Raw genomic sequence first — 25,205 nt, 5'->3', positions numbered from 1 at the left:
CCCGAGGCCCTGCCACGGCTCTGCCCGGCGGCCGACCCCAAGGAGCCCCTGATGACCACTCGGACGAGTGAAGTTCTCGACAAGAGCGAGGTACTCGACAAGGGCGAGGTTCTGCGCGAGCACGCCGAGGACGCCTTCGCCGCCGAGCTGACCGCGCTCGCGGCCCAGGACGACCGGCCGCGCCCCGAGCGCTGGGCCCTCTCGCCCTGGGCCGTGGCCACCTACCTGCTGGGGGGCGAGCTGCCCGACGGCACCGTGATCACACCCAAGTACATCGGCCCGCGCCGGATCGTCGAGGTCGCCGTCACGACACTGGCCACCGACCGCGCGCTGCTGCTCCTCGGCGTCCCGGGCACCGCCAAGACCTGGGTCTCCGAGCACCTGGCCGCCGCCATCAGCGGCGACTCCACCCTGCTCGTCCAGGGCACCGCCGGCACCCCCGAGGAGGCCGTCCGGTACGGGTGGAACTACGCCCAGCTGCTCGCCCACGGCCCCAGCCGGGACGCCCTGGTGCCCTCGCCGGTCATGCGGGCGATGGCCGACGGCAAGATCGCCCGGGTCGAGGAGCTGACCCGCATCCCGGCCGACGTCCAGGACAGCCTGATCACCATCCTCTCCGAGAAGACCCTGCCGATCCCCGAGCTCGGCTCGGAGACCCAGGCGGTGCGCGGCTTCAACCTGATCGCCACCGCCAACGACCGCGACCGCGGTGTCAACGAGCTCTCCAGCGCGCTGCGCCGCCGCTTCAACACGGTCGTCCTGCCGCTGCCCGGCTCGCTGGACGAGGAGGTCGACATCGTCACCCGCCGGGTCAACCAGCTCGGCCGCTCGCTCGACCTGCCCGAACTGCCGGGCGGCGCCGAGGAGATCCGCCGCGTCGTCACCGTCTTCCGCGAGCTGCGCGACGGCATCACCACCGACGGCCGGACCAAGGTGAAGACGCCCAGCGGCACGCTCTCCACCGCCGAGGCCATCTCGGTCGTCACCAACGGCCTTGCCCTGGCCACCCACTTCGGCGACGGCATGCTGCGCGCCGGGGACGTCACCACCGGCATCGTCGGCGCCGTGCTCCGCGACCCGGTCGCGGACCAGGTGGTCTGGCGCGAGTACGTCGAGGGCGTGATCCGCGAGCGGGACGGCTGGAAGGACTTCTACCGCGCCGCCCGCGAGAACTCCCGTTGAGACACCCGACTCTGGAAGAGGGGAGGACACACCATGAGCGCTGAGGTGACCCTGCTGGGTGTGCGCCACCACGGGCCGGGCTCGGCCCGGGCGGTTGCCGCCGCACTCGAGCAGCTGCGGCCGGACGTGGTGCTGATCGAGGGCCCGCCCGAGGCCGACCAGATCATCGCGCTGGCGGGCGAGAAGGACATGGTGCCGCCGGTCGCGCTGCTCGCCCACGCGGTGGACGACCCGGCCAAGGCGGCGTTCTGGCCCTTCGCGGTCTTCTCCCCGGAGTGGGTGGCCGTCCGGCACGCGGTGGAGCGGGACATCCCCGTGCACTTCATCGACCTGCCGGCGGCGCACACCTTCGCGCTGGCCGCTTCGCCGGAGGAGGCAGCCTCGCTCGTTCCGGCCGACTCGCCGGAGGAAGCCGTCTCGCCCGCGCCGGCCGGCTCGCCGGAGGAGGGAGTGCCGGGGGGCACTTCCTCCGAAGGCGAGTCGGTCCAGGATCCGATCGGAGCCCTCGCCGAGGCCGCCGGTCACGATGACGCCGAGCGCTGGTGGGAGGACGTGATCGAGCACCGCATGCCCGGCGCCGACGCCCTCGCCCCGTTCACCGCCGTCGCCGAGGCGATGACGGCACTGCGCGAGCACGGCGCCACCGGCCGCCGGGACGAGCTGCGCGAGGCGTACATGCGCCAGCAGATCCGCGCCGCCCGCCGGGCCGGGCACGGGCGGATCGCCGTGGTCTGCGGCGCCTGGCACGTCCCGGCCCTGCAGACCATGCCGACGGTCGCCCACGACCGGGCGCTGCTCGCCACGCTGCCCAAGAAGCTGAGGACCGAGATCACCTGGGTGCCGTGGACGCACCGCAGGCTCTCCCAGCACACCGGTTACGGCGCCGGTATCGACTCGCCCGGGTGGTACCACCACCTGTTCAGCACCGACGTGACCACCGACGCCGATCCGCTGGCGAGGTGGATGACCCGGGTCGCCGAGCTGCTCCGCTCCGAGGACCACCCGGTCTCCTCCGCCCACGTCATCGAGGCCGTCCGGCTGGCCGGCACGCTCGCGGTGATGCGCGGCCGTCCGCTCGCCGGGCTGACCGAGACGCTGGACGCCGTACGGTCCGTCATGTGCGACGGCTCCGACGTCGCCCTCGCTCTGGTGCACGACAGGCTGGTGATCGGCGACGCCCTCGGCGAGGTCCCGGACTCGGCGCCGGCCGTGCCGCTCCAGCGTGACCTCGCCCGGCTCCAGCGCAGTCTGCGCCTCAAGCCGGACCCGGAGGAGCGCGAGCTCGATCTCGACCTCCGCAAGGAGCTGGACTCCGCCCGCTCGCTGCTGCTGCAGCGTCTGCGGCTGCTCGGCATCGGCTGGGGCCGGCCGAGCCGGTCCGCCGTCAACTCCACCGGCACCTTCCGGGAGAGCTGGCGCCTGCGCTGGGAGCCGGAGTTCGCGGTCCGGATCGTCGAGGCCGCCCAGTGGGGCACCACGGTCGAGGACGCGGCGACGGGCAAGGCCGTCGAGAAGGCGGCCAAGGCCGAGGTGCTGGCCCAGCTGACCAAGCTCGTCGAGCGCTGCCTGCTCGCCGGGCTGCCCGCCGCCCTGCCCGCCGTGATGCGGGCGCTCGCCGACCGGGCGGCCCTGGACACCGACGTCGCCGAACTCGCCGAGGCGCTGCCCGCCCTGGTCCGCGCCCTGCGGTACGGAGACGTGCGCGGCACCGACAGCAGCGCGCTGGACGGCGTGGCCCGCGGCATCGCCGAGCGGATCTGCGTCGGCCTTCCGCCCGCCTGCACCGGCCTCGACGCCGAGGGCGCCGCCGCCATGCGGGCCCACGTCGACGGGGTGCACGCCGCGATCGGGCTGTTGGAGCAGGACACCGCGGGCACACCCGACTCGCTGGCAAGCCGCTGGGTGGCGACGCTGCAGTCCCTCGCCCGGCGCGAGCCCTCGGCCGGCCCCGCCACGGGCGTCCCCGGGCTGCTGCGCGGCCGTGCCGTCCGGCTGCTGCTGGACGACGGCCGGCTCGACTCCGACGAGGCCGGGCGGCGGATGGGCCTCGTCCTCTCGGCCGCCAACGCTCCGGCGGACGCCGCGGGCTGGGTCGAGGGCTTCCTCTCCGGCGGCGGTGCGCTGCTGCTCCACGACACCCGGCTGCTCGGCCTGCTCGACGAGTGGCTGACCGGCGTGCCGTGGGAGGTCTTCACCGACGTGCTGCCGCTGCTGCGGCGGACGTTCTCCGGCCTGGAGGCCGGCGTCCGGCGCACGGTCGGCGAACGTGTCGCGGCCGGCCCGCTGGGCACCCCCGCCACACCCGCGGCGGCCTCGGCCACCGACATCGACCCCGTACGCGCCGACGCCGCCCTGCCCACGCTCGCCCTGCTGCTCGGCCTGCCGACGCCCGTCCTCGCGGCCGGCGGCCCCAGGATGCCTCGAATCCCCCGTCAGACCGACCGAAGGAGCGCCACATGACCACCACTCAGGGCCTGGCATCCTCCACGGCGGCCGCCGGTCCCGCCGCAGACCCCGCCGCCGACCCTGCAACGGACCCCGCCGCCGAGCGGCTGCGCCGCTGGCGGCTCGTGCTCGGCGGCGAGGCGGACGGCACCGGCTGCAAGCTCACCGGCCGGGACGCCGCCATGGACGGCGCACTGGCCGCCCTCTACCGGGGGGCGGGCGACAACGGCACGGCCGGCCGCTCGGCCTCCCGCAGCGCCGGGCTGGGCGGCTCGGCTCCCCAGGTGGCCCGCTGGCTGGGAGACATCCGGGAGTACTTCCCGACCTCCGTGGTCCAGCTGATGCAGCAGGACGCGATCTCCCGTCTCGGCCTGGACCGCCTGCTCCTGGAGCCGGAGATGCTCGAGGCCGTCGAGCCGGACGTCCACCTGGTCGGCACGCTGCTCTCCCTCAAGCACGCGCTGCCGGAGACCACCCGGGAGACGGCCAGGGCGGTGGTCGGCAAGGTGGTCGCCGAGCTGGAGCGCCGGCTCGCCGACCGCACCCGCGCGACCCTGGGCGGCGCGCTCGACCGCAGCGCCAAGGTGAACCGCCCGCGCCACCGCGACATCGACTGGGACCGCACCATCCGGGCCAACCTCAAGAACTACCTGCCCGAGGCGGGGCCGAGCGGGCAGGGCACGATCGTCCCCGAGCGTCTGATCGGCTACGCCCGCGCCCAGCGAGCGGTGAAGAAGGACGTCATCCTCTGCATCGACCAGTCCGGCTCGATGGCCCCCTCCGTCGTCCACTCGGCCGTCTTCGGGGCCGTGCTGGCCTCGATGAAGAGCCTGGACACCCGCCTGGTGGTCTTCGACACCTCGGTGGTCGACCTGACCGAGCAGCTGAGCGACCCGGTGGACGTCCTGTTCGCCACGCAGCTCGGCGGCGGCACCGACATCAACCGTGCGCTGGCGTACTGCCAGTCGAAGATCACCCGGCCGTCCGAGACCATCGTGGTGCTGATCAGCGACCTCTACGAGGGCGGCATCCGGAACGAGATGCTCAAGCGGGTCGCGGCGATGAAGGCGGCGGGGGTCCAGTTCATCGCCCTGCTCGCGCTCTCCGACGAGGGCGCCCCGGCGTACGACCACTCCCACGCGGCCGCACTGGCCGCACTCGGCGCGCCGGCCTTCGCCTGCACCCCGGACGCCTTCCCCGACATCATGGCCGCCGCGATCGAGAAGCGTCCGCTGCCGGTGCCGCAGGAGAAGGGGTAGCCCGGGGAAGCAGGCGCGGTCACCCGGACGTGCGAAATCGCTCCGGACCCTCACACCGACGGCACATCGCAGGTGAGCAGGGGGTGCGACACGCTCGAGTGCACCCGTTGTGACGGTTCTCACCAAAGCCGACGCGGTCCTGGGCGAAACAGTCCCGCCGTCCGGGGATAACCTGCCAGACGGACGTGACGCGCGTGTTGATTGACGTGTGCGCCCGTGGCTGTGTGGGCCGCAAGGCCGTACATCTGCGTACCCGCTCAGCCCCGACGACCCGCAGCGAAGATCCTGCCGTGGCACGCTCGTAGAGACACAATCCGCGACCACGAACAAGGACGAACACACGTGGACCTGTTCGAGTACCAGGCGAGGGACCTCTTCGCCAAGCACGGCGTGCCCGTGCTTGACGGCGAGGTCATCGAGACCCCCGAAGCCGCACGCGAGATCGCGGAGCGCTTCGGCGGCCGCGCAGTCGTCAAGGCCCAGGTGAAGGTCGGTGGGCGAGGCAAGGCCGGTGGCGTCAAGCTCGCCTCGGACCCCGAGGACGCCGTTGCCAAGTCCGCCGCGATCCTCGGCATGGACATCAAGGGCCACACCGTTCACAAGGTGATGCTGGCCAGCACTGCGGACATCAAGGAGGAGTACTACGTCTCCTTCCTGCTGGACCGCACCAACCGCACCTTCCTGGCCATGGCCAGCGTCGAGGGCGGCGTGGAGATCGAGGTCGTCGCCGAGGAGAACCCGGACGCGCTGGCCAAGATCTCCGTCGACGCCAACGAGGGTTGCACCCCCGAGAAGGCCGCCGAGATCGTCGCCGCCGCGAAGTTCCCGGCCGACATCGCCGACCAGGTTGCCGACGTTCTGCAGAAGCTGTGGAAGGTCTTCATCGCCGAGGACGCGCTCCTCGTCGAGGTCAACCCGCTGATCAAGTCCGGCGACGGCAAGATCATCGCGCTCGACGGCAAGGTCTCCCTGGACGAGAACGCCGAGTTCCGTCAGCCGCACCACGCCGAGCTCGAGGACAAGGCCGCGGCCAACCCCCTCGAGGCGGCGGCGAAGGCCAAGGGCCTCAACTACGTCAAGCTCGAGGGCGAGGTCGGCATCATCGGCAACGGCGCGGGTCTCGTCATGAGCACCCTCGACGTGGTCGCCTACGCCGGTGAGAACCACGGTGGCGTCAAGCCCGCCAACTTCCTCGACATCGGTGGCGGTGCCTCCGCCGAGGTGATGGCGAACGGCCTGGAGATCATCCTGGGCGACACCGACGTCAAGTCGGTCTTCGTCAACGTCTTCGGTGGCATCACCGCGTGTGACGCGGTCGCCAACGGCATCGTGCAGGCGCTCGCGCTGCTCGAGGAGAAGGGCGAGGCGGTCACCAAGCCGCTCGTCGTCCGCCTCGACGGCAACAACGCCGAGCTGGGTCGCAAGATCCTGACCGACGCCAACCACCCGCTCGTCGAGCAGGTGGACACCATGGACGGCGCCGCTGAGCGCGCCGCCGAGCTGGCCAACGCCAAGTAAGGAAGGGAACTGACACCATGGCTATCTTCCTTACCAAGGACAGCAAGGTCATCGTCCAGGGCATGACCGGCTCCGAGGGCATGAAGCACACCCGCCGCATGCTCGCCTCGGGCACCCAGATCGTCGGCGGCGTGAACCCGCGCAAGGCCGGCACCACGGTTGACGTCGACGGCACCGAGGTGCCCGTCTTCGGCACCGTCGCCGAGGCCATGAAGGAGACCGGTGCCGATGTCACCGTCATCTTCGTGCCGCCGAAGTTCACCAAGGACGCCGTCGTCGAGGCGATCGACGCGGAGATCGGCCTCGCGGTCGTCATCACCGAGGGTGTCCCGGTCCACGACTCGGCCGCCTTCTGGGCGTACGCCGGTTCGAAGGGCAACAAGACCCGGATCATCGGCCCGAACTGCCCCGGCCTGATCTCCCCCGGACAGTCCAACGCGGGCATCATCCCGGCGGACATCACCACCACCGGCCCGATCGGTCTGGTGTCCAAGTCGGGCACCCTGACCTACCAGCTCATGTACGAGCTGCGTGACCTCGGCTTCTCCTCGGCCGTGGGCATCGGTGGCGACCCGGTCATCGGCACCACCCACATCGACGCCCTCGCGGCGTTCGAGGCGGACCCGGAGACCAAGATCATCGTCATGATCGGTGAGATCGGCGGCGACGCCGAGGAGCGTGCCGCGGCCTACATCGCCGAGCACGTCACCAAGCCGGTCGTCGGCTACGTCGCGGGCTTCACCGCCCCCGAGGGCAAGACCATGGGCCACGCCGGCGCCATCGTCTCCGGCTCCTCGGGCACCGCGCAGGCGAAGAAGGAGGCCCTCGAGGCCGCCGGTGTCAAGGTCGGCAAGACGCCGTCCGAGACCGCCCGCCTGGCGCGTGAGCTGATCAGCAAGTAAGCAGCTGCAGCACCCGCACGGAGGCGCCCCGGTCCTGACCGGGGCGCCTCCGTCGTCTTCGATCCCCGCACCGCGGCCGTCAGCGGCCCCCGGTGGCCGCCCCGCGAGCCGCGTGAGGTGGAGGCGGCGCCACCAGCTGGGCCGGATGCCCGGGGGTGGTGCCGCACCAGGGGCTCCGTAGGCCGGCCTGGAGCCCCGGCGCCGCCGGGCCCGCGCTGCCGGTGTGCACCCCCGAGCAGAGCGGCGGCGGTGCCGGCGCGGGCGGGCGGAACAGAGTCGACGGGCCGTTGCCCGCCAGGGTGCTCACGATCGCCGCTCCCATCACCAGGACCATCAGCGCGGCCGCCCCCGTGACCAGACCGGAGCGCACCCGGCCGCGCACCTTCAGCAGCAGCGGAGACGGCTGCCGCGGCGCCGGGCAGCGCTGCACCGCCGCCTCGTACAGCAGACCGCCGAGGCGCTCGCCGAAGTCCGGCGCCCACGGGTCCGGCCCCACCAGCTCCGGCACCGAACGGGCCAGCCCCGCCCGGCCCGCCCGTACCCGGCCCTCGGCCGCCGCCGTGCTCGACTCCATCTCCGCCGCCACCTCGGCGGCCGACAGGCCGAGGGAGTCGTGCAGGACCAGCGCCCGGCGCCGTCGGCGCGAGAGCCGCCGCAGGGCCTTGAGCAGGGACTTGTCGCGCGACCTCAGGCGACCCGGGCGCGGCTCCCGGTCCTGGCCCGCCGGCCGGACCTTGATCCGGCGGCGCGGCAGCTGCCGAGACCGCGCTCGCCGGGGCCCGCCGCGATGCCACGGGGCCAGCGCGGTCTCGAAGGCGTACGCCCGGACCCAGGCCTCCGGGTCGGGCAGCGCGGACACCTCGCGCCAGCGGCGCGACGCGGCCGACAGCGCCAGGCGTACGGAGTGCACGGCGCGGTGGCGGGAGGCGGTGAGCAGAAAGGTCTGCTGCACCAGGCGGGTGTGAGCGGCGGTGCAGAGCGCCTCGAAGGTGGCGGGCCGCGGTGCGGTGACGGCCTCCGGTACGGGCGAGGCCGCCGCCGCGACCGCCACGGCCTCCTCGCGGGTGCGTACGCCCAGCTTCCGCATCGCCCGGTGCAGGTGGACGCGGGCGGTGCCGGGTGCGACGCCGAGTGCCGCCGCGATGGCCGGGATGTCCTCGCCCGCCGCGAGCCGGGCGAGGGCCCGGGCCTCACGGGGTGTCAGCAGCCGGAGCAGCCGGGCGGCGCCGGGGTGCGTCCGCGCCGCTGCGGGTACGGCCGGTGCACTCGGCGTGGTGGGTGCGGTCACTGCAGCACCCGGTCACCGGAACGGGGTCGCAATATGCACATAAACAAATAATCCGGGACACGGCGAAGGTTTGCCTCTTCACGGGGCACAACGGGTGATCTTGGGAGCATGAAGCCCATGACGCAGCTGATGGGCCGTCCGATCCTGGGCCTGCCGGGCGAACTGGGCGCCCGCTCGGTACTCGCCGACCTGCTCACCGGCGTACGGGCGGCGCTGTTCACCTTCGCCGCGATCGCCGTCCCGGTGCTCGCCCTCTGGGTGGTCACCCCGTACGCGGATGACACCGCCGCCGGAGCCGGCCGGGTCGCCTGCTCCCTCTGGCTGCTGGGCCACGGCGCGCCGCTCACCAGGGGCGCGACGGCAGCGCCGGTGACCGTCACACCGCTGCTCCCCGCCCTGCTCACCGCCGTGCTGCTGTACCGCGCGGGAGCCCGGATCGGACGGCGCGGGCACCGCCACTGGCGCGCGCCGGTGGCCGTGTGCGCCGGTTATCTGGCCGTCGCGACGGCTGCGGTGGCCCAGTGCGCGACCGAAGGCGTGCTGCGGGCCAGGCCGCTGCCCGACCTGATCGCCGTCGCCGCACTGGCGGCCGCCTCGCTCGCCGCGGGCCTCTGGTCGGCGACCGGCCCCTGGCCGCTGCCGCTGGGCCGCTTCGCCGGGCGGGTGCCCGAGGTACCCGACTGGGCCAGGCCGGTGGGCGCAGGCCCGGTCGTACGGCGTGCCGCCGGGGCCGGGGGGCTCGCTCTGGTGGCGGCGGGCGGGCTGGTGCTGGCTGTCGCCGCGGTGCTGGGGGCGGGCGCGGCCGGGCGCTCCGCCGAGGCTCTGGGCGGTGGTGCGGCGGGCTTCGTGGGGCTGCTGCTGGCTTGCGCCGTACTGCTCCCCAACGCCGTCCTGTGGGCGGCGGCGTACGCGCTCGGGCCCGGCTTCGCGGTCGGCACGGGCACGGCGGTCGCGCCGACCGGGACACGGCTGGGGGCGCTGCCCGACTTGCCGCTGTTCGCCCTGCTGCCCGAGCCGAGCGGCGTGGGGTGGCAGCTGCTGGCCTGCGCACTTCCGCCCGCGGCGGGCGTGGTGCCGGCCCTTCTGCTCGGCAGGGCGGCCATGGGGGAGCAGGCGGCACCGGAGGGCCGGCCCGCGTGGCACCCGGCGGCGACCTGCCTGGCGGCGCTCGGCAGTTCACTGCTGGCCGGCGCCGGGGCCGCACCGGCCGCCTGGCTGGCCGGTGGGGCGCTGGCGGCAGGCCGGATGTCCGCGCTCGGCCCGGTGCCCTGGCAGGCCGGGCTCGCGACCGCCGGCTGGCTGGCGGCGGTCACCGTACCGGGCGCTCTGCTGACCCGCTGGTGGCTCACCCGCGCCGGAACGCCCTCCTGGTGGGAACAGCTCGCAGCCCTGACGAACCGTCGGACCGCCCGTACCCGCGCGGCCCTGCACCGCACCCTGACCTGGGCGGCCGACCTCCCCTCGCCCCTCGCCCGGTGGCGCAGCCGGGACTGATCGACCCGAGCGGCCGCGCGCTGCCAGGGCTCCGCCAGGAGGCGCATAACCGATCAGAATTGGGCATCCCAGGGGCGCGTGGGGGCACCTCCCGGCCGAAGGCTGGGGGAGAACTGCGCGAGATCGGAAGGCAACGGCCTGTGCCCTACCGCCTCGCGCAGTTCCCCGCGCCCCTGTGGTTGGCCCGCTGCCTCACCGGTTGGCGGACGCCCCTACTGCCCCGTGCCGGAGTAGAGGCCGACCAGGAACTTCGGGCCGAGATCGCTGCAGCTCTGCTGCGCCTCCGCCGTCAGGGCGTCGCTCACACAGGTCACGTAGTCGTTGTAGTAGAGGCTGAAGGCCAGGAAGCCGAGCACGACGAGCACCGTCACACCGCCCGTGACCAGCCCGCCGATGGCGGCGGGTGTCTGCGGCCGGACCGGCTGCGGCCCGACCGGGGGCGCGGCGCCCTCGGCGGCGGCCGGGCGCGGCGCCCGCAGCGCACTGACGCCCCAGTACAGGGCGAGCGCGCCGAGCAGCAGCGCGACGTACGCGATGTCGGTCACCACGCAGAAGAGGCCGGCCATGCCCGCGCTCAGCGCGTACCGGGCGCGGCGCTGGACCGGGTCGTTCGGGTCGAACTTGGGCTGCGGCTGCTGCGGGCCGGACCAGCCGCCCCGGTAGCCGGGGCTCCACGGGTGCGGCGGCGGCACCTGGGGCTGGTCCTCCTCGCCCTCGGGCTGCTCGGCCGGGGGCTGCTGCGGAGCGCGCGGCTGCCACGGCTGATCGGGGGCATCCGCCGGCGGCGGCGCGAAGGGGTTGCGCTCGCCGGTGTTGTCGCCGCTGCTCATCGGGTCGGCCATTCCTTCTCGTCGACGCGGCTGCCGCCGCTACGGGTACGCCCCTCCGGCACCCCGCGCCCTCAATGATCCCGCAGGCCCGTGCGCGCCATGCGGCGCCCTGCCGTCCGACGGGAGGCCGCCGTGCGGCGCCCGGCCGTCCGACGGGAGGCGTGCCCGGCGAGATCCCGGTCTCAACTACGCGCGTAGCGCCGCCGGGCCGGTACGGAACGCCTCCGACCAGCCGTTATCGTGGTGACGGTCAGCAGCTCACCACGGTTCCCGGGGCCCGCAGCGCAGCGGGATTCCCCGCGTGTCCCACCCGCTCGACCTGCCGCCGCCCGTAGTGGCCCCACCGACGGTGGACGTACCAGCGGGCGCAACGACCTACGGAGAATCGCGCAGTGGCCGCCGCCCCCGCCCAAGTGTTCCCGCCCCGCACCCCCGGACCGGCCCGGCTGGTGGTCCTGGTCTCGGGCTCCGGCACCAATCTGCAGGCTCTGATCGACGCCGCCGCCGATCCGGCGTACGGCGCCGAGATCATCGCCGTGGGCGCCGACCGTGAGAGCATCGCCGGGCTGGAGCGCGCGGAGCGCGCGGGCCTCCCGACCTTCGTCCACCGGGTCAAGGACTTCCCCGACCGTGCCGACTGGGACCGCGCGCTGACCGCCGCCGTGGCCGGCTACGAGCCCGACCTGGTGGTGACGGCCGGCTTCATGAAGATCCTCGGCGCGGAGTTCATCGCCACCTTCGGTGGCCGGATCGTCAACACCCACCCCGCTCTGCTGCCCGCCTTCCCCGGCGCCCACGGCGTCGCCGACGCGCTCGCGTACGGGGTCAAGGTCACCGGCTGCACCGTCCACCTGGTCGACGCCGGCGTGGACACCGGGCCGATCATCGCGCAGGGCGTCGTGGAGGTCACCGACGCCGACCACGCCGATGGCGGCGACGCGCTGCACGAGCGCATCAAGACTGTCGAGCGCCAGCTGCTCGTCGAGGTCGTGGGCCGGCTGGCCCGCGAAGGCCACCGCATCGAAGACCGAAAGGTATGGATTCCGGCTCATGAGCGAGCGTAGCGAGCGAATCATTGAAAGGCGCGCGTGGCGCTCTTGCGCCCCGACGAGCGTAGCGAGGAGGGTCGCATGAGCGCCGCCCCCAGCACCACGCCCCCCGTCTCCGAGGACGTACGTCCGATCCGTCGCGCGCTGGTGAGCGTGTACGACAAGACCGGTCTGGAGGAGCTGGCCCAGGGCCTGCACGCCGCCGGGGTCGAGCTGGTCTCCACGGGTTCCACGGCCGGCCGGATCGCCGCCGCCGGGGTCCCGGTCACCGAGGTCTCCGAGCTCACGGGCTTCCCCGAGTGCCTCGACGGGCGCGTGAAGACCCTGCACCCCCGCGTGCACGCTGGCGTGCTCGCCGACCTGCGCCTCGAGTCGCACCGCGCGCAGCTGGCCGAGCTGGGCATCGAGCCCTTCGACCTGGTCGTGGTGAACCTCTACCCGTTCAAGGCCACCGTCGCCTCGGGCGCCACCCCGGACGAGTGCGTCGAGCAGATCGACATCGGCGGCCCGTCGATGGTCCGCGCCGCCGCCAAGAACCACCCCTCGGTCGCCGTGGTCGTCGACCCGGCCCGCTACGCCGACGTTCTCGAGGCCGTCCGGTCCGGCGGCTTCGACCTGCTCACCCGCAAGCGCCTGGCCGGTGCGGCCTTCGCGCACACCGCCGCCTACGACGTGGCCGTGGCCTCCTGGTTCGAGCAGTCCGGCTACACCGAGTCCGAGGACGCCTTCCCGGCCTTCCTGGGTGCCACCTACGAGCGCCAGAACGTGCTCCGCTACGGCGAGAATCCGCACCAGGGAGCCGCTCTCTACACCGACGGCACGGGCGGCCTCGCGGGCGCCGAGCAGCTGCACGGCAAGGAGATGTCGTACAACAACTACGTCGACACCGACGCCGCCCGCCGTGCCGCGTACGACCACGCCGAGCCGGCCGTCGCGATCATCAAGCACGCAAACCCGTGCGGTATCGCCACCGGCGCGGACGTCGCCGAGGCGCACCGCAAGGCGCACGCCTGTGACCCGCTCTCGGCCTTCGGCGGCGTGATCGCCGTCAACCGCCCGGTCACCGTCGAGCTGGCCGAGCAGATCGCCCCGATCTTCACCGAGGTCGTCGTGGCCCCGGCGTACGAGGACGGCGCGGTCGAGGTGCTGGCCCGTAAGAAGAACATCCGGGTGCTGCGCGCTCCCGACGCCCCCTGCAACGTCAAGGAGGCCCGCCCGATCTCCGGCGGCGTCCTGCTGCAGGAGACCGACCGGATCCACGCCGAGGGCGACGACCCGTCGACCTGGACGCTGGCCACCGGTGACGCCCTGTCGGAGGCCGAGCTGGCCGAGCTGGCCTTCGCCTGGCGGGCCTGCCGGGCCGTCAAGTCCAACGCGATCCTGCTGGCCAAGGACGGTGCCTCGGTCGGCGTCGGCATGGGCCAGGTCAACCGGGTCGACTCGGCGAAGCTCGCGGTCGAGCGGGCCGGCGAGCGGGCCAAGGGCGCGTACGCCGCTTCCGACGCGTTCTTCCCGTTCGCGGACGGCCTGCAGGTGCTGCTCGACGGCGGTGTCAAGGCCGTCGTGCAGCCGGGCGGTTCGGTGCGCGACGAAGAGGTGATCGCGGCCGCGGCCGCGGCCGGCGTCACGATGTACCTCACCGGTACCCGCCACTTCTTCCACTGAGCACGAACGCCTGAGGGCCCGTACTCCGGAGATCCGGAGTACGGGCCCTCAGGCGTTACAACTACTGAAGAACTACTGCGACTTGACGACCACGGTGTTCATGATCTTGTCGGCGAAGGTCTGCTTCTTGGCGTCCCACAGCGGCCACAGGTAGCCGATGCAGCACAGGCCGTCCAGGAAGTGGCAGAGCTGGCGGACGAAGGCCATGCCCCAGCCGATGGGCTGGCCGGTGGCCTCGCTCACCAGACGGATGTTGACCGCGCGCTGGCCCAGGCTCTGGCCCTTCACACCCTGCAGGTAGGTGAAGAGCAGCACCGCGCACAGCTGCAGCACGCCGCCGATCAGGAAGAACACCATGCCCGAGCTGCCGCTGGGGGCGGGGGTGGAGGAGTAGGTGCCGGTCGTGGTGTTGATCGAGTTGATCGAGTTCACCGCGTCGGCCGTCACCTTCCCGTAGCCGATCCCGAGCAGGATCGTCGGGATCAGGAACACGGTGAACTGGTCGATGATCCGGGCGACCACGCGCGAACCCCAGCCGGCGTAGAACTGCTGCACGTACGCCGCGTTGCCGTACGGGCCCGGCTGCTGCGGGATGCCGTAGCCGCCACCCTGCGGGGCGCCGTAGCCGGGGGCCTGCGGTGGGGCCTGCTGGGGGTAGCCGTAGCCCGGGGCGGGCGGCGGAGCCTGCTGCGGGTAGCCGTAGCCGGGCGGCGGCGGGGGCTGCTGGCCGTACGGGTTGTTCGGGTCGGGCGGGTAGCTCATCGATGCCTCCGGGCAGGATGGGACATGGGACGGAATGCAGGAAGATCCTGGGACGGACGGGCAGTTGAGCATGCCGACCGGGTGGGACATTAGCGGAACGGGCTGACAAGAGGGGCGTCAATACCCGTCAGAATTCGCACAATTCAGGGGCGGGAGATACCGAGACGGTGCAGCTGCCACACCCAGGAGGCCGCTAAGGCGGCCCCGATCAGGGCGTTCCGCCGGCCGTTCGGCAGCTTCCACCACCAGCGGCCGGGGCCCAGCGGCGCGACCAGCAGGCCGACGGCGGCCACCACCGTGACCGGGTTGGCGGCGAGCGCGGCCGCCCAATTGCCGTGCCCCGCCTCGATGAAGACCGTGGTGCTCCCACAGCCGGGGCACGGTATTCCGGTGAAACGGCGCAGCAGGCAGAGCACTCCGGGGTCGTGCGAGTCGTGCAGCTGGGCGACCGCCACCGCGGCCACCAGGCCCCCGGTGCCGCGCAGCAGTACCCGCATGAGTGCACCCGGGACGGAGTCGGCCGAGCGGCGCCAACGGGCCGTCAGGGAACTCGCATCGGTGATGGCCACGGCTACTTGGCGGCGACCAGGACGAGGACGACCAGGCCGATGGAGATCAGGACGGCCAGGGTGTTGAGCGCGATCCCGCCGATCGCCGCATTGCGGCCGAGCCCCGTGGTGGACGACCTGTTCAGCCCCGCGATGCCGATGCCCAGGCCGATCAGCCCGAGGAAGCCGCCGTAGAAGCAGGAGAGCAGGACGGCGATGAAGCCGAGCACCACCGATGCGGTGGCGTACGAGTTCGGCTCGGCCACCTGGCTGGGTACGAACTGCGGCTGCGGCTGCTGCGGGTAGCCGTAGCCGGGCTGCTGGTACTGCGGCGCGCCGTAGGGCTGTTGCTGCTGGGGCTGCCCGTAACCGCCGTACGGGTCCGACGGCGGTGTCTGGTACGGATTGCTCACTGTGTTCCCCCGAGGGTCTCCCCCGAACTCGCCTCCGACTGCCCGTCACCAGGTAGCGGGGAGCAGAGATTGCTCAGCCATATCGTTGTGCGCCAGTACCCTCCGTGTCCAGCCGCGCCCATGACACGGACACAACTGTGGCGCAACCGCAACCCGGGCCCCACGTTCCGTATCGGCCGCGGCCACGCTCCGTGCGCCCTTGTCGCGGCGCGGTGCCGGCGCAGTGGCAGCACGGTGGGAACACCTTCCGCGATCCAGGAGAATGGGGCCATGACTGCCCAGATTCTCGACGGCAAGGCCACCGCTGCCGCGATCAAGTCCGAACTCGCCGTCCGCGTGGCGGCCCTCAAGGAGCGGGGCATCGTCCCCGGCCTCGGTACCGTCCTGGTCGGCGACGACCCGGGCAGCCGTTGGTACGTCAACGGCAAGCACCGCGACTGTGCGGAGGTCGGCATCGCCTCCATCCAGCGTGAGCTGCCCGCCACCGCCACCCAGCAGGAGGTGGAGGCCGTGGTCCGCGAGCTCAACGCAGACCCGACCTGCACCGGCTACATCGTCCAGCTCCCGCTGCCCAAGGGGCTCGACCAGAACACCGTCCTCGAGCTGATGGACCCGGACAAGGACGCCGACGGCCTGCACCCCACCTCGCTCGGCCGTCTGGCGCTCGGCATCGAGGGCCCGCTGCCCTGCACCCCCTACGGCATCGTCGAGCTGCTCCGCCGCCACAAGGTCGAGATCGACGGCGCCAACGTCGTCGTGGTCGGCCGCGGTGTCACCGTCGGCCGCTCGATCGGCCTGCTGCTGACCCGCAAGACCGAGAACGCCACCGTTACTCTGTGCCACACCGGCACCCGGGACCTCTCCGCCCACCTGCGCCAGGCCGACATCATCGTCGCCGCCGCCGGTGTGCCGCACCTGATCAAGCCGGAGGACGTCAAGCCGGGTGCCGCGGTGCTGGACGTCGGTGTCAGCCGGGACGAGAACGGCGTGGTCGGCGACGTCGACCCCCGCGTGGCCGAGGTGGCGGCGTGGATCTCGCCCAACCCGGGTGGCGTCGGCCCGATGACCCGCGCCATGCTGCTCAACAACATCGTCGAGGCGGCCGAGCGCCGTGCTGCCGGCTGACTCCTTCTCGGTCACTCTCTCGGTAAGGGAACACATGGTCGCCGTACGAGTGAGCCGGTCGCGTCGCCGGCCGGTGAAGACCACGGGCACGCTGCCGCCGGAGGGCTCGGCGGCGGCGATGGGCCGTGGTCACGCCCTGCCGGTCCGGCAGTGGCCGATAACGCTGGTCCTGGCGGTGGCCTGCGCAGGGCTCGCCGTCACCTGGTTCGGCGATTTCAAGTACGGCCTGCTGACGGTCGGCGGCGCGCTGCTGCTGGGCGCGGCGCTGCGGCTGACCCTGCCCGAGGTCGGCATGCTGGCGGTGCGCAGCCGCTTCACGGACGTCAGCGTGCTGACGCTGCTCGGCGGCGTGATCGTGCTGCTCACGCTGGTGGCGCAGCCCGACCCGTGGCTGCGGCTGTCCCTGCTGGACAACGTCGGCCAGCTCATCGGGCGCCAGCACCGCTGACCGCCGCGCGGCGATGCCCTGTCCACAGGCTGTGGACAGGGCATCGTTGTGACGTAGAAGCCACGCCCGTACGCGCCCCGACCGGTCACCGTGCGATAGCCTGGCGCCAGTTCTCTCGATGTCGAGACAACATCCTCGGCTCCAGCGCGCCGACGTGCCTGGGGCACCTGGCGATTTGCTGGAGTAGGTAGAAAATGACTCGCACCCCCGTCAACGTCACCGTCACCGGCGCGGCCGGCCAGATCGGCTACGCGCTGCTCTTCCGCATCGCCTCCGGCCAGCTGCTCGGCGCGGACGTGCCGGTGAACCTCCGCCTGCTGGAGATCCCGCAGGGCCTCAAGGCCGCCGAGGGCGTCGCGATGGAGCTCGACGACTGCGCCTTCCCGCTGCTGCGCGGCATCACCATCACCGACCAGGCCGCCACCGCCTTCGACGGCGCCAACGTGGCCCTGCTGGTCGGCGCCCGCCCGCGCACCGCCGGCATGGAGCGCGGCGACCTGCTGCAGGCCAACGGCGGCATCTTCGGCCCGCAGGGCAAGGCCATCAACGAGCACGCCGCGGACGACATCAAGGTCCTTGTGGTCGGCAACCCGGCCAACACCAACGCCCTGATCGCCCAGCGCAACGCGCCCGACGTCCCGGCCGAGCGCTTCACCGCGATGACCCGCCTGGACCACAACCGCGCGGTCGCCCAGCTCGCCAAGAAGACCGGCGCCACCGTGGGCGACATCAAGAAGGTCACCATCTGGGGCAACCACTCGGCCACCCAGTACCCGGACATCTTCCACGCGGAGATCGCCGGCAAGAACGCCGCCGAGCTGATCAACGACCAGGCCTGGCTGGAGAGCGACTTCATCCCGACCGTCGCCAAGCGCGGCGCCGCGATCATCGAGGTCCGTGGCGCGTCCTCCGCCGCCTCGGCCGCCAACGCCGCCATCGACCACGTGTACACCTGGGTCAACGGCACCGCAGAGGGCGACTGGACCTCCATGGGCATCGTCTCCGACGGTTCCTACGGCGTGCCGGAGGGCCTCATCTCCTCCTTCCCGGTCACCACCAAGGACGGCAAGTTCGAGATCGTCCAGGGCCTGGAGATCTCCGACTTCTCGCGCGCCCGGATCGACGCCTCGGTCGGCGAGCTGGTCGAGGAGCGCGACGCGGTCGCCGGTCTCGGCCTGATCTGAGTCAGCTGAAGTCCGCAGCCCGACATCTGTGGACCGAGGTCTGTGGCCGGGCGCCGTTATGGCGTCCGGCCACAGCCGTACACTGACCCACCGTGAACGAAACCCTCGGGGATGCCGCGCTCGTCCTCGTCTTCATCATGCTGGGCGGGCTCTTCAACGTCGCGGAGATCTCGCTGATCTCGCTGCGTGAGGGCCAGATCCGCGAGCTGGAGGCCCGGGGCACCCGGGGCGCCGACCGAGCCGCCCACCTCGCCGCCGATCCGAACCGCTTCCTGGCCGCCGTCCAGGTCGGGGTCACCTGTATGGGCTTCCTGTCCGCCGCCTTCGGCGCGGACACGCTGGCGGGCAAGCTCGCCCCGGTCTTCGTCGACCTCGGGCTCTCCCAGGGTGTCGCGGACGCCGTGGCCCTGGTCGGGCTCACCCTCGTCATCAGCTACGTCTCGCTGGTCCTCGGCGAGCTCACCCCCAAGCGGATCGGCCTGCAGCGCGCGGACTCCATCGCGGTCCTGGCCGCGCCGGTGGTCGACGTGATGTCGGTGGTGCTGCGCCCCGCGATCTGGCTGCTCGGCCACTCGACCAACCTGATGGTCCGGCTCTTCGGCGGCGACCCCAAGGCGGGCCGCGGCAGCATGAGCTCCGAGGAGCTGCGCGGCCTGGTCGCCGCCAACACCGAGCTCGGCAGCGACGAGCGCGCCCTGATCGCCGAGGTCTTCGCGGCCGGTGAGCGCCAGCTGCGCGAGGTGCTGGTGCCGCGCACCGAGGTCACCTTCCTGGACGCCGACCGTCTGCTCGCCGACGTCCGCGAGGAGACCAGCTCCTCCCCGCACTCCCGCTACCCGGTGGTCGAGGGCTCGTACGACGCCGTCGTGGGCTTCGTGCACGTCCGCGACCTGTACGGCGCGCGAGGCGAGCAGGCCATCCGGGTCCGCGACCTGGCCCGCCCGGTCAAGCTGCTGCCGGCCACCAAGCGGGTGCTGGAGGCGATGAGCGAGATGCGCCGCGAGGGCCATCACCTGGCGATCGTGGTGGACGAGTACGGCGGCACGGCCGGCATCGTCACCCTGGAGGACCTGGTCGAGGAGGTGATCGGCGAGATCCGGGACGAGTACGACGCCCAGGACACCACCGCCACCCGCCGCCTGGCCGGCGGCGCGATGGAGCTGGACGGGCTGCTCAACCTCTCCGACTTCACCGAGGAGACCGGCGTCGTCCTGCCCGAGGGCCCGTACGAGACGGTCGCGGGGTACGTGGTCAGCGCGCTCGGCAAGCTGCCGGAGGACGGCGACCAGGTGACGACCGAGGACGGCGTACGGCTCACGGTGGCCAAGCTGGACGGGCGCCGGATCGAGCGGATTCGGGTGACCGCAGCGGGGACGGCCGGAGTGAGTGCAGTCACACTGTCGGATCCTCCAGGGGCGGAAGTTTCCTGAGGGGTCGCTGAAGCTGGAACAATGGCGCTCATGGTCAACGCAGCGATCACCGGACCGGTCAAGGACCGCCCCCGGGTGCTCTCCGGCATCCAGCCCACCTCGGGCTCCTTCCACCTGGGCAACTACCTCGGCGCGGTGCGCCAGTGGGTGGATCTGCAGGAGGCGAACGACGCCTTCTACATGGTGGTCGACCTGCACGCGATCACCGTCGATCAGGATCCGGAGACGCTCCGCCAGAACACCCGGATCTCGGCGGCCCAGCTGCTCGGCGCGGGCCTGGACCCCGAGCGCTGCACGCTCTTCATCCAGTCGCACGTACCCGAGCACGCCCAGCTCGGCTGGATCATGAACTGCCTGACCGGCTTCGGCGAGGCCGCACGGATGACGCAGTTCAAGGACAAGTCCGCCAAGCAGGGCAGCGACCGCACCTCGGTCGGCCTGTTCACGTACCCGATCCTGCAGATCGCCGACATCCTGCTCTACCAGGCCGACGCCGTCCCGGTCGGCGAGGACCAGCGCCAGCACCTGGAGCTCACCCGCGACCTCGCGGAGCGCTTCAACACCCGCTACGCGCCCACCTTCACGGTGCCGAACCCGTACATCCTCAAGGAGACGGCCAAGATCCTGGACCTCCAGGACCCGTCGGCCAAGATGAGCAAGTCGGCCTCCTCGCCCAAGGGCCTGGTCAACCTGCTGGACGAGCCCAAGGTGAGCGCCAAGAAGTTCAAGAGCGCGGTCACCGACACCGACACGGTCGTCTCCTACGACGAGGAGAAGAAGGCCGGCGTCTCCAACCTGCTGCGCATCCACTCCGCACTCAGTGGCCAGTCGATCGAGAAGCTGGTGGAGCACTTCGAGGGCAAGATGTACGGCGCCCTGAAGACCGAGCTGGCCGAGCTGTTCACCGAGTGGGTGACGCCCTTCCAGGCCCGCACCAGGACCTACCTGGAGGACCCGGCCGAGCTGGACCGGGTGCTCGCCATCGGCGCGGAGAAGGCCCGCGCGGTCGCCTCCGAGACGCTGGCGACGGTGTACGACCGGATCGGGTTCCTGAAGCCGACCAGCGTGCCGCCCAAGCACTGATGCCGCTGTCGACCCCGCCCGGTGGTGGCGGCCTCCCCGAGGCCGTCACCATCGGCGTGTCCATCCACGTCCCGGAGCCGTACGGCACGGCGATCCAGGACACCCGCGCCGGGCACGGCGACCCGCTCGCCCGCTCGATACCGACGCACGTCACCCTGCTGCCGCCGACCGAGATCCCGGCGGCCCTGCTCCCCGAGGTCGAGGCGCACCTGACGGCCGTCGCCGCGGCCCACCCCGCCTTCCGGATGCTGCTGCAGGGCAGCGGCACCTTCCGCCCCGTCTCCCCGGTGGTGTTCGTCCGGGTGGAGGAGGGCGCCCAGGAGTGCCGCGCACTGGAGGCGGCGGTCCGCTCGGGCCCGCTCGCACGCGAGCTGGCTTTCCCGTACCACCCGCACGTGACCGTCGCCCACGGCCTCGCCGAGGAGATCCTCGACGAGGCCTACGAGAAGGCCCGCTCCTTCCACGCCGCCTTCGACGTCCCGGCCTTCAGCCTCTCCCGCTTCGGCCCGGACGAGGTCTGGCGGCCCTGGCGGACGTACGCCTTCGGGCGGGGGCCGAGCCCCCGCCTCGGCGGCTGAGCTCAGAGCCGAACGGACTGCGGCGCCCGCGTGGCGGCGGTGCCGGCCGCGCGGTTCCCGTTCCGGTCCGGGTGTTCCCGGTGCAGGTCGGAGCGGTTCTCCGGTGCCGGCACAGGTGCCGTGCCCGAGGATTCCCGGCGGGCGGCGATCAGGCCCAGGCAGAACGGGCCGATGAACAGCGGGGCGGCGACGTACCGGTAGCTCTCCACCGGGTTGGCGGCGAGCACCGTCAGCTGCTGCCCGACCAGCAGCCCCGCGAGGGCGTAGACCGCGGGCCGCCGGCGCCCGATGGCGTAGCAGGCCAGCGCCGCGTAGATCAGGTAGCACCAGGTCGCGCCGCGCCAGAACAGCCAGTCGAGCTGCGGCACCCGGAAGAGGTTGTTCAGCCACAGCGCGGCCTTGTGCGCGGTGGTCGAGAGCGGGTGGGTGGCGAAGTCGGGCAGGTAGGGGCTGCCGGCCATCTTGCCGTTCGGGGAGATCCTGCCCGCCTTGGGATCGCCGGTGGAGGCGGGGGAGGCCCAGCCCCAGAGGTCCGCGGGGGTGCCGAGGTAGGGGAGCTGGGTGGTGGCACCGGCCGCGCCCCGGTCGGAGGTCGGGGCCCAGGCGATGTGGCCGCGGCAGATCCGGGCGCCGACGATGACGTCCGGGCGCTGCTTCAGCACCTTGGTCCACAGGCCCATCAGCTGCCCGCTGTACCGCTCGGCGGCGGCGTGGTCGAACGGCGCCCAGCTGTTGGTGAGCAGGTCGGCGGAGTGGCAGTTGGCGCCCTGCTGCCAGGTGCTCAGCGGTGCGACCCGCTCCAGCACGGCGATGTCGGCGGGGCTGAAGAGCGACGGCGCCTGCTGGTACGCGACCGCGACATCCGAGTAGTTCAGGGCGAACACCGAGTCCGACGGCGGCTGCTTGACACCCAGGGCGGGGTAGAGCCACAGCTGGGCGACCAGCGGGATCAGCACCGTGGCCGCGGTCAGCGAGCCGAGCTTGATCCGCTGCCCGGGCAGGGCGATGACCAGTGCCGCGCTGGCGAGCAGCGCGAGGCCGAGGCCGTTGTTACGGAAGAGTCCGAGGCCGAGCAGGCCGACCGTGAGCACCGCGAGGTCGAACCGGACCGAGCCGGGCCGCAGCCCCCGCCGGCCGCTCAACCGCGGTCGCTTGCGCCCCGCGACCAGCCGCGCGGTGGCGGCGAAGACCAGCACCGCGCATATGTAGAACGGCACGTCCTTCCAGACGAACACGACGACCGTCCCGGTGGGAGGCAGGGCCGCCACCGCGAGCGCGGCGGGAACGCTCCACCGGGCCCGCACTCCCAGATCGCGCATCGCCACGCAGGCGTACGCCAGGGCGGCCGACATCGCGGTGGTCTGCAGCAGGGTGAGCAGCGCGAACCGGCCCGGCAGGTGCAGCGTGACCCAGACCAGGGCGTCGTAGAGCACCGAGTGGTCGGAGGTCCAGTTCCCGGTGGTGACCTGCCAGGTGTACATCACCGAGTCGTAGCTGATCAGGCCCGGGTGGAAGGCGGCCCACCAGAACAGCCAGATCGCCTGGGTGCCCGCCAGCACACCGAGCGGCAGCCGCCACATCACGGGTGCCCGGTGCAGTCCGGGCAGGGCTCTGGCGGGGCGGCGCGGCGCGGCGTCGGGCACGACGGTCCTCCGTACGGGTGAGCGGCAGGTCATGGGGATCGGCCCGGCTCCTGGCCCGGCTGTGCCGGACGGGACCCGGGCACCGGCGCAGCGGCGAGCTGGCGTGACGCAAACTCTAGCGGGACGAGTCGGAGAGGCTTCCGCCGCCCGTGGGGCTGTCCCGGGCGGCGGCCGGCCTCCTAGACGGTGACGCTGTGGGCGTCCGCGTCCTCCGTCGGCTGTGCCGTCTCCACCGCTTCCTCCGTCTCCGGGGCGGCCGGCACGCTGACCGGCGCCGGCGGCGTCTTCTCGAACGGCCCGGCCACGGGGTAGTAGCCCTGGAGGAACCCGACCACGGCCCGGTGCTGATGGTCCCTGGGCACCCCGTCGAGATGCCCGTCGTTGAGGCAGAAGGTGTCGGTCGAGCGCTCGGCGAGCAGCGTGGGCAGCTGGTCGAGCCCGGAGTAGCGGTCGACGTCGACGTAGGTGTGTCCGATCCGGCCGATCACGGCCCGGCCGGTCAGGTAGGCGAGGTGGCTGCTGAGCGTGACCGGCGCGAGGTCGTGGCGGGACCGGAAGGCGGAGCGGACGGTGGCCGCCAGCTCGGTGGAGTAGCGGGCGGCGACCTCGGCCAGCACACTCCGCCGCAGGGCGTGCGGGGTGTGCGCCAGGACGTTGGTGAACGACCGGCCGTGCTCGCGCTCCAGGAGCGCCCGGGTGTTCTTCTGGGACGCGACGTACTCGTCGTCCTGCGGGGCCGGCTCGCCCGGCGGGATGATCCGGCCGTCGTGGAACAGCTGGGAGCTGCCGTTGCCCCGGAAGAAGTCCTCGGGCCGGAGCGGCCTGCCGAGGAAGACGTCGTCGTTGAAGTAGAGGAAGTGCTCGGAGAGCCCGGCGATGCGGTGGAACTGGGTCTCGATCGCGTGCGAGTTGAACACCGGCAGAGCGGAGGGGTCGGTGAACAGCTCGCGGTGGGAGACCACGGTGATGCCCGGCTTGGACGTGTCCAGCCAGTCCGGGGTCTGATCGTCCGTCACCAGGAAGACGTGGCGGATCCACGGCGCGTACATCGCGATGGCGCGCAGGCAGTAGCGCAGCTCGTCCCGGTTGTGGAAGCGCTCCTCGTCGTCCCCCTCGACCTGCGGGGTGTCGGTCGCGGCCGGTTCGCCGGCCTGCGCGAGGCGGGCCGCCCTGGCCTCGGCGCGGCGCCGCTGCCAGTCGGGGTCGCTGTCGTCGACCCAGGTGATGACCGCGTCCACGGGGAAGTCGACGTCGTCCAGCAGGGTCCGGGTGAAGGCCTCGGGGGCGGGGTAGTCCCGGTCGCCGATCCGGATGACGCTGGTCGGCTCCAGCGAGGGGACCCACCAGCCGAAGGGCGTCTCGCTGATCGAGGCGACCGCGCCCTGCGTGGTGGCGGCGTCCCAGAACTCCACGTCGCAGCCGTGGCCGGCCCCGTAGAGCAGGCTGCGGCCGCTGGTCACGATCGGCCGGTAGATCCGGATGCCCTTGACCACGACGGGCGGAATCCGGTCGGCCGCCGGAGCCTCTTCGCCATCGAGGCCGGAGTCCTCCGCACCGTCCGGGGCGGACTCGTCGGAGGCCTCGCCTGAGACCTCGGCCGACGTGGCCTCGTCCGACTCGTCCTCTCCGGAGTCCCACTCGGCCTCGAGAGTCGCCACCGCCTCGGGCAGATCCTCGGCCAGCACGGTGCGCAGCGTCACGTCGTGGCCCAGCAGGTCCGCGTACACCGGCCGGCCGGCGAAGCTCTTCGCGCAGAGCGCCAGGACGTCCGCACGTGCGCCGGGGTGGATGGCGACCCGGTGCCGCACCCGCCCGTCCGGCACCGGCGCGAAGGCCACGCCCGCGCTCTCCAGGACCTCGGCGACCTCCTGGAAGTTCAGCCGGAACGCCTCGCCGGAGAGAACGTCGTCACGCACCTCGGCCAGTCGGTCCTGGTGCCGCACGACCTCGGGCAGCACCGACAGGAGCTGCTCCTCGCGTTCGTGCAGGGGGTCGACCGGCTCCGGCTCCGGCTCCACCGGCTTCGGCGCGGCGGGGACGACCGGAGGCAGTACCCGCAGCGTCACCAGGAGCCTGCGGGCCCTTCGCTTCACGCCGCGCAGGATCCGTCGGGCCGGACGGGGGTTGGACATCGATTCTCCAGCAGTGAGATCCCGAGCGCCCGGACCCCCTCCATGGCAGCAGGACGGCCGGGATGGCGGCCGACAGCCGCGCCATGCCGGTGGGGGACAGCCGAGCAGATCGTCGGTGACACTGGCGTGAACTGCGTGTGTCATCACACACCGGCACGCCTGCCCAGGTCAACCACGCCCGGGCGGGAAAAATTCGTACCCCCGACGACCGGTGTCCCCCGGCCGTG

General features: G+C 72.5%; 21 protein-coding genes. 14 read left to right on the top strand and 7 right to left on the bottom strand.

Annotated features, from left to right (window positions below; genetic code table 11):
• Positions 1 to 51: 51 nt before the first annotated feature.
• The 5 genes from FB465_RS13650 (at position 52) to sucD (ending at position 7,306) form a co-directional block, all read left to right on the top strand.
• The gene (locus FB465_RS13650) at positions 52 to 1,182 is read left to right on the top strand and encodes an ATP-binding protein (protein ID WP_145790661.1); all 1,131 of its coding nucleotides are present in this window, start codon (positions 52 to 54) and stop codon (positions 1,180 to 1,182) included.
• A gap of 33 nt (positions 1,183 to 1,215) precedes the next feature.
• Entirely contained in the window at positions 1,216 to 3,642 is a 2,427-nt protein-coding gene (locus FB465_RS13645; RefSeq protein WP_246192655.1) for a DUF5682 family protein, read from the top strand.
• Positions 3,639 to 4,886: a VWA domain-containing protein gene (locus tag FB465_RS13640; protein WP_246192654.1), complete on the top strand. Its 1,248-nt coding sequence runs from the start codon at positions 3,639 to 3,641 to the stop codon at positions 4,884 to 4,886. Before FB465_RS13645 ends, FB465_RS13640 begins: the two co-directional genes overlap by 4 nt.
• A gap of 342 nt (positions 4,887 to 5,228) precedes the next feature.
• The gene (gene sucC, locus FB465_RS13635; protein WP_145790659.1) at positions 5,229 to 6,404 is read left to right on the top strand and encodes an ADP-forming succinate--CoA ligase subunit beta; all 1,176 of its coding nucleotides are present in this window, start codon (positions 5,229 to 5,231) and stop codon (positions 6,402 to 6,404) included.
• Positions 6,405 to 6,421: 17 nt separating this feature from the next.
• A complete protein-coding gene (gene sucD / locus FB465_RS13630; protein WP_145790658.1) occupies positions 6,422 to 7,306 on the top strand; it encodes a succinate--CoA ligase subunit alpha in 885 nt (294 codons plus the stop codon).
• Positions 7,307 to 7,385: 79 nt separating this feature from the next.
• On the opposite strand, the gene FB465_RS13625 is transcribed toward sucD, so the two are convergent.
• Positions 7,386 to 8,594, bottom strand: coding sequence for a sigma factor-like helix-turn-helix DNA-binding protein (locus FB465_RS13625; RefSeq protein WP_145790656.1), 1,209 nt, complete (start codon positions 8,592 to 8,594; stop codon positions 7,386 to 7,388).
• A 117-nt stretch (positions 8,595 to 8,711) separates the two neighbouring features.
• Between FB465_RS13625 and FB465_RS13620 the strand changes: the two genes are divergently transcribed.
• Positions 8,712 to 10,088, top strand: coding sequence for a cell division protein PerM (locus FB465_RS13620; protein WP_145790654.1), 1,377 nt, complete (start codon positions 8,712 to 8,714; stop codon positions 10,086 to 10,088).
• 212 nt (positions 10,089 to 10,300) lie between these two features.
• Here the strand turns inward: FB465_RS13620 and FB465_RS13615 are convergent, their stop codons facing one another.
• Positions 10,301 to 10,918, bottom strand: a complete 618-nt coding sequence (locus tag FB465_RS13615; protein ID WP_246192653.1) for a hypothetical protein — start codon at positions 10,916 to 10,918, stop codon at positions 10,301 to 10,303.
• A 392-nt stretch (positions 10,919 to 11,310) separates the two neighbouring features.
• Between FB465_RS13615 and purN the strand changes: the two genes are divergently transcribed.
• Both purN and purH read left to right on the top strand, forming a co-directional pair.
• The gene (purN, locus tag FB465_RS13610) at positions 11,311 to 11,982 is read left to right on the top strand and encodes a phosphoribosylglycinamide formyltransferase (RefSeq protein ID WP_246192652.1); all 672 of its coding nucleotides are present in this window, start codon (positions 11,311 to 11,313) and stop codon (positions 11,980 to 11,982) included.
• Positions 11,983 to 12,048: 66 nt separating this feature from the next.
• Complete coding sequence (purH, locus tag FB465_RS13605) at positions 12,049 to 13,632, top strand: bifunctional phosphoribosylaminoimidazolecarboxamide formyltransferase/IMP cyclohydrolase (RefSeq protein ID WP_145790650.1); 1,584 nt, start codon at positions 12,049 to 12,051, stop codon at positions 13,630 to 13,632.
• A gap of 72 nt (positions 13,633 to 13,704) precedes the next feature.
• On the opposite strand, the gene FB465_RS13600 is transcribed toward purH, so the two are convergent.
• From FB465_RS13600 to FB465_RS13590, 3 genes are all read right to left on the bottom strand, one after another.
• Positions 13,705 to 14,394, bottom strand: coding sequence for an RDD family protein (locus FB465_RS13600; RefSeq protein WP_145790648.1), 690 nt, complete (start codon positions 14,392 to 14,394; stop codon positions 13,705 to 13,707).
• Between the two features lie 143 nt (positions 14,395 to 14,537).
• Positions 14,538 to 14,963 carry a DUF2752 domain-containing protein gene (locus tag FB465_RS13595; RefSeq protein WP_211785777.1) on the bottom strand — a complete coding sequence of 142 codons (426 nt, stop codon included), beginning with the start codon at positions 14,961 to 14,963 and terminating at the stop codon, positions 14,538 to 14,540.
• Between the two features lie 2 nt (positions 14,964 to 14,965).
• Positions 14,966 to 15,355: a hypothetical protein gene (locus tag FB465_RS13590; RefSeq protein WP_145790647.1), complete on the bottom strand. Its 390-nt coding sequence runs from the start codon at positions 15,353 to 15,355 to the stop codon at positions 14,966 to 14,968.
• A 270-nt stretch (positions 15,356 to 15,625) separates the two neighbouring features.
• Here FB465_RS13590 and FB465_RS13585 point away from each other — a divergent pair, with 270 nt between their 5' ends.
• The 6 genes from FB465_RS13585 (at position 15,626) to FB465_RS13560 (ending at position 21,203) form a co-directional block, all read left to right on the top strand.
• A complete protein-coding gene (locus FB465_RS13585) occupies positions 15,626 to 16,480 on the top strand; it encodes a bifunctional methylenetetrahydrofolate dehydrogenase/methenyltetrahydrofolate cyclohydrolase (RefSeq protein ID WP_145790645.1) in 855 nt (284 codons plus the stop codon).
• Positions 16,481 to 16,529: 49 nt separating this feature from the next.
• On the top strand, positions 16,530 to 16,928 hold the full coding sequence (locus FB465_RS13580) for a DUF3017 domain-containing protein (protein WP_246192651.1): 399 nt from the start codon (positions 16,530 to 16,532) through the stop codon (positions 16,926 to 16,928).
• A gap of 194 nt (positions 16,929 to 17,122) precedes the next feature.
• On the top strand, positions 17,123 to 18,112 hold the full coding sequence (locus FB465_RS13575) for a malate dehydrogenase (RefSeq protein ID WP_145790642.1): 990 nt from the start codon (positions 17,123 to 17,125) through the stop codon (positions 18,110 to 18,112).
• Positions 18,113 to 18,204: 92 nt separating this feature from the next.
• Positions 18,205 to 19,542, top strand: coding sequence for a hemolysin family protein (locus FB465_RS13570; protein WP_145790640.1), 1,338 nt, complete (start codon positions 18,205 to 18,207; stop codon positions 19,540 to 19,542).
• A 30-nt stretch (positions 19,543 to 19,572) separates the two neighbouring features.
• Positions 19,573 to 20,625: a tryptophan--tRNA ligase gene (gene trpS, locus FB465_RS13565; RefSeq protein WP_145790638.1), complete on the top strand. Its 1,053-nt coding sequence runs from the start codon at positions 19,573 to 19,575 to the stop codon at positions 20,623 to 20,625.
• Positions 20,625 to 21,203 carry a 2'-5' RNA ligase family protein gene (locus tag FB465_RS13560; RefSeq protein WP_145790636.1) on the top strand — a complete coding sequence of 193 codons (579 nt, stop codon included), beginning with the start codon at positions 20,625 to 20,627 and terminating at the stop codon, positions 21,201 to 21,203. The genes trpS and FB465_RS13560 overlap by 1 nt, the downstream gene beginning before the upstream one ends.
• Before the next feature lie 2 nt (positions 21,204 to 21,205).
• Here the strand turns inward: FB465_RS13560 and FB465_RS13555 are convergent, their stop codons facing one another.
• Positions 21,206 to 22,846, bottom strand: coding sequence for a hypothetical protein (locus FB465_RS13555; protein ID WP_145790634.1), 1,641 nt, complete (start codon positions 22,844 to 22,846; stop codon positions 21,206 to 21,208).
• 179 nt (positions 22,847 to 23,025) lie between these two features.
• Positions 23,026 to 24,978, bottom strand: coding sequence for a stealth family protein (locus FB465_RS13550; RefSeq protein WP_170290578.1), 1,953 nt, complete (start codon positions 24,976 to 24,978; stop codon positions 23,026 to 23,028).
• Positions 24,979 to 25,205: the final 227 nt, after the last annotated feature.

Source organism: Kitasatospora atroaurantiaca, assembly GCF_007828955.1.
GTDB lineage: Bacteria > Actinomycetota > Actinomycetes > Streptomycetales > Streptomycetaceae > Kitasatospora > Kitasatospora atroaurantiaca.
The sequence above is the reverse complement of the archived record's forward strand: the minus strand, read 5'-3'. Positions and strand labels throughout refer to the sequence as shown.

Bases quoted from the DNA above. Each gene is read 5' to 3' on its own strand.
- FB465_RS13550 (WP_170290578.1), bottom strand. From the start codon at position 24,978: ATGTCCAACCCCCGTCCGGCCCGACGGATCCTGCGCGGCGTGAAGCGA.
- FB465_RS13620 (WP_145790654.1), top strand. From the start codon at position 8,712: ATGACGCAGCTGATGGGCCGTCCGATCCTGGGCCTGCCGGGCGAACTG.
- FB465_RS13575 (WP_145790642.1), top strand. From the start codon at position 17,123: ATGACTCGCACCCCCGTCAACGTCACCGTCACCGGCGCGGCCGGCCAG.
- FB465_RS13615 (WP_246192653.1), bottom strand. From the start codon at position 10,918: ATGAGCAGCGGCGACAACACCGGCGAGCGCAACCCCTTCGCGCCGCCG.
- FB465_RS13585 (WP_145790645.1), top strand. From the start codon at position 15,626: ATGACTGCCCAGATTCTCGACGGCAAGGCCACCGCTGCCGCGATCAAG.
- FB465_RS13650 (WP_145790661.1), top strand. From the start codon at position 52: ATGACCACTCGGACGAGTGAAGTTCTCGACAAGAGCGAGGTACTCGAC.
- FB465_RS13600 (WP_145790648.1), bottom strand. From the start codon at position 14,394: ATGAGCTACCCGCCCGACCCGAACAACCCGTACGGCCAGCAGCCCCCG.
- sucD (WP_145790658.1), top strand. From the start codon at position 6,422: ATGGCTATCTTCCTTACCAAGGACAGCAAGGTCATCGTCCAGGGCATG.
- purH (WP_145790650.1), top strand. From the start codon at position 12,049: ATGAGCGCCGCCCCCAGCACCACGCCCCCCGTCTCCGAGGACGTACGT.
- FB465_RS13645 (WP_246192655.1), top strand. From the start codon at position 1,216: ATGAGCGCTGAGGTGACCCTGCTGGGTGTGCGCCACCACGGGCCGGGC.
- trpS (WP_145790638.1), top strand. From the start codon at position 19,573: ATGGTCAACGCAGCGATCACCGGACCGGTCAAGGACCGCCCCCGGGTG.
- FB465_RS13640 (WP_246192654.1), top strand. From the start codon at position 3,639: ATGACCACCACTCAGGGCCTGGCATCCTCCACGGCGGCCGCCGGTCCC.
- FB465_RS13560 (WP_145790636.1), top strand. From the start codon at position 20,625: ATGCCGCTGTCGACCCCGCCCGGTGGTGGCGGCCTCCCCGAGGCCGTC.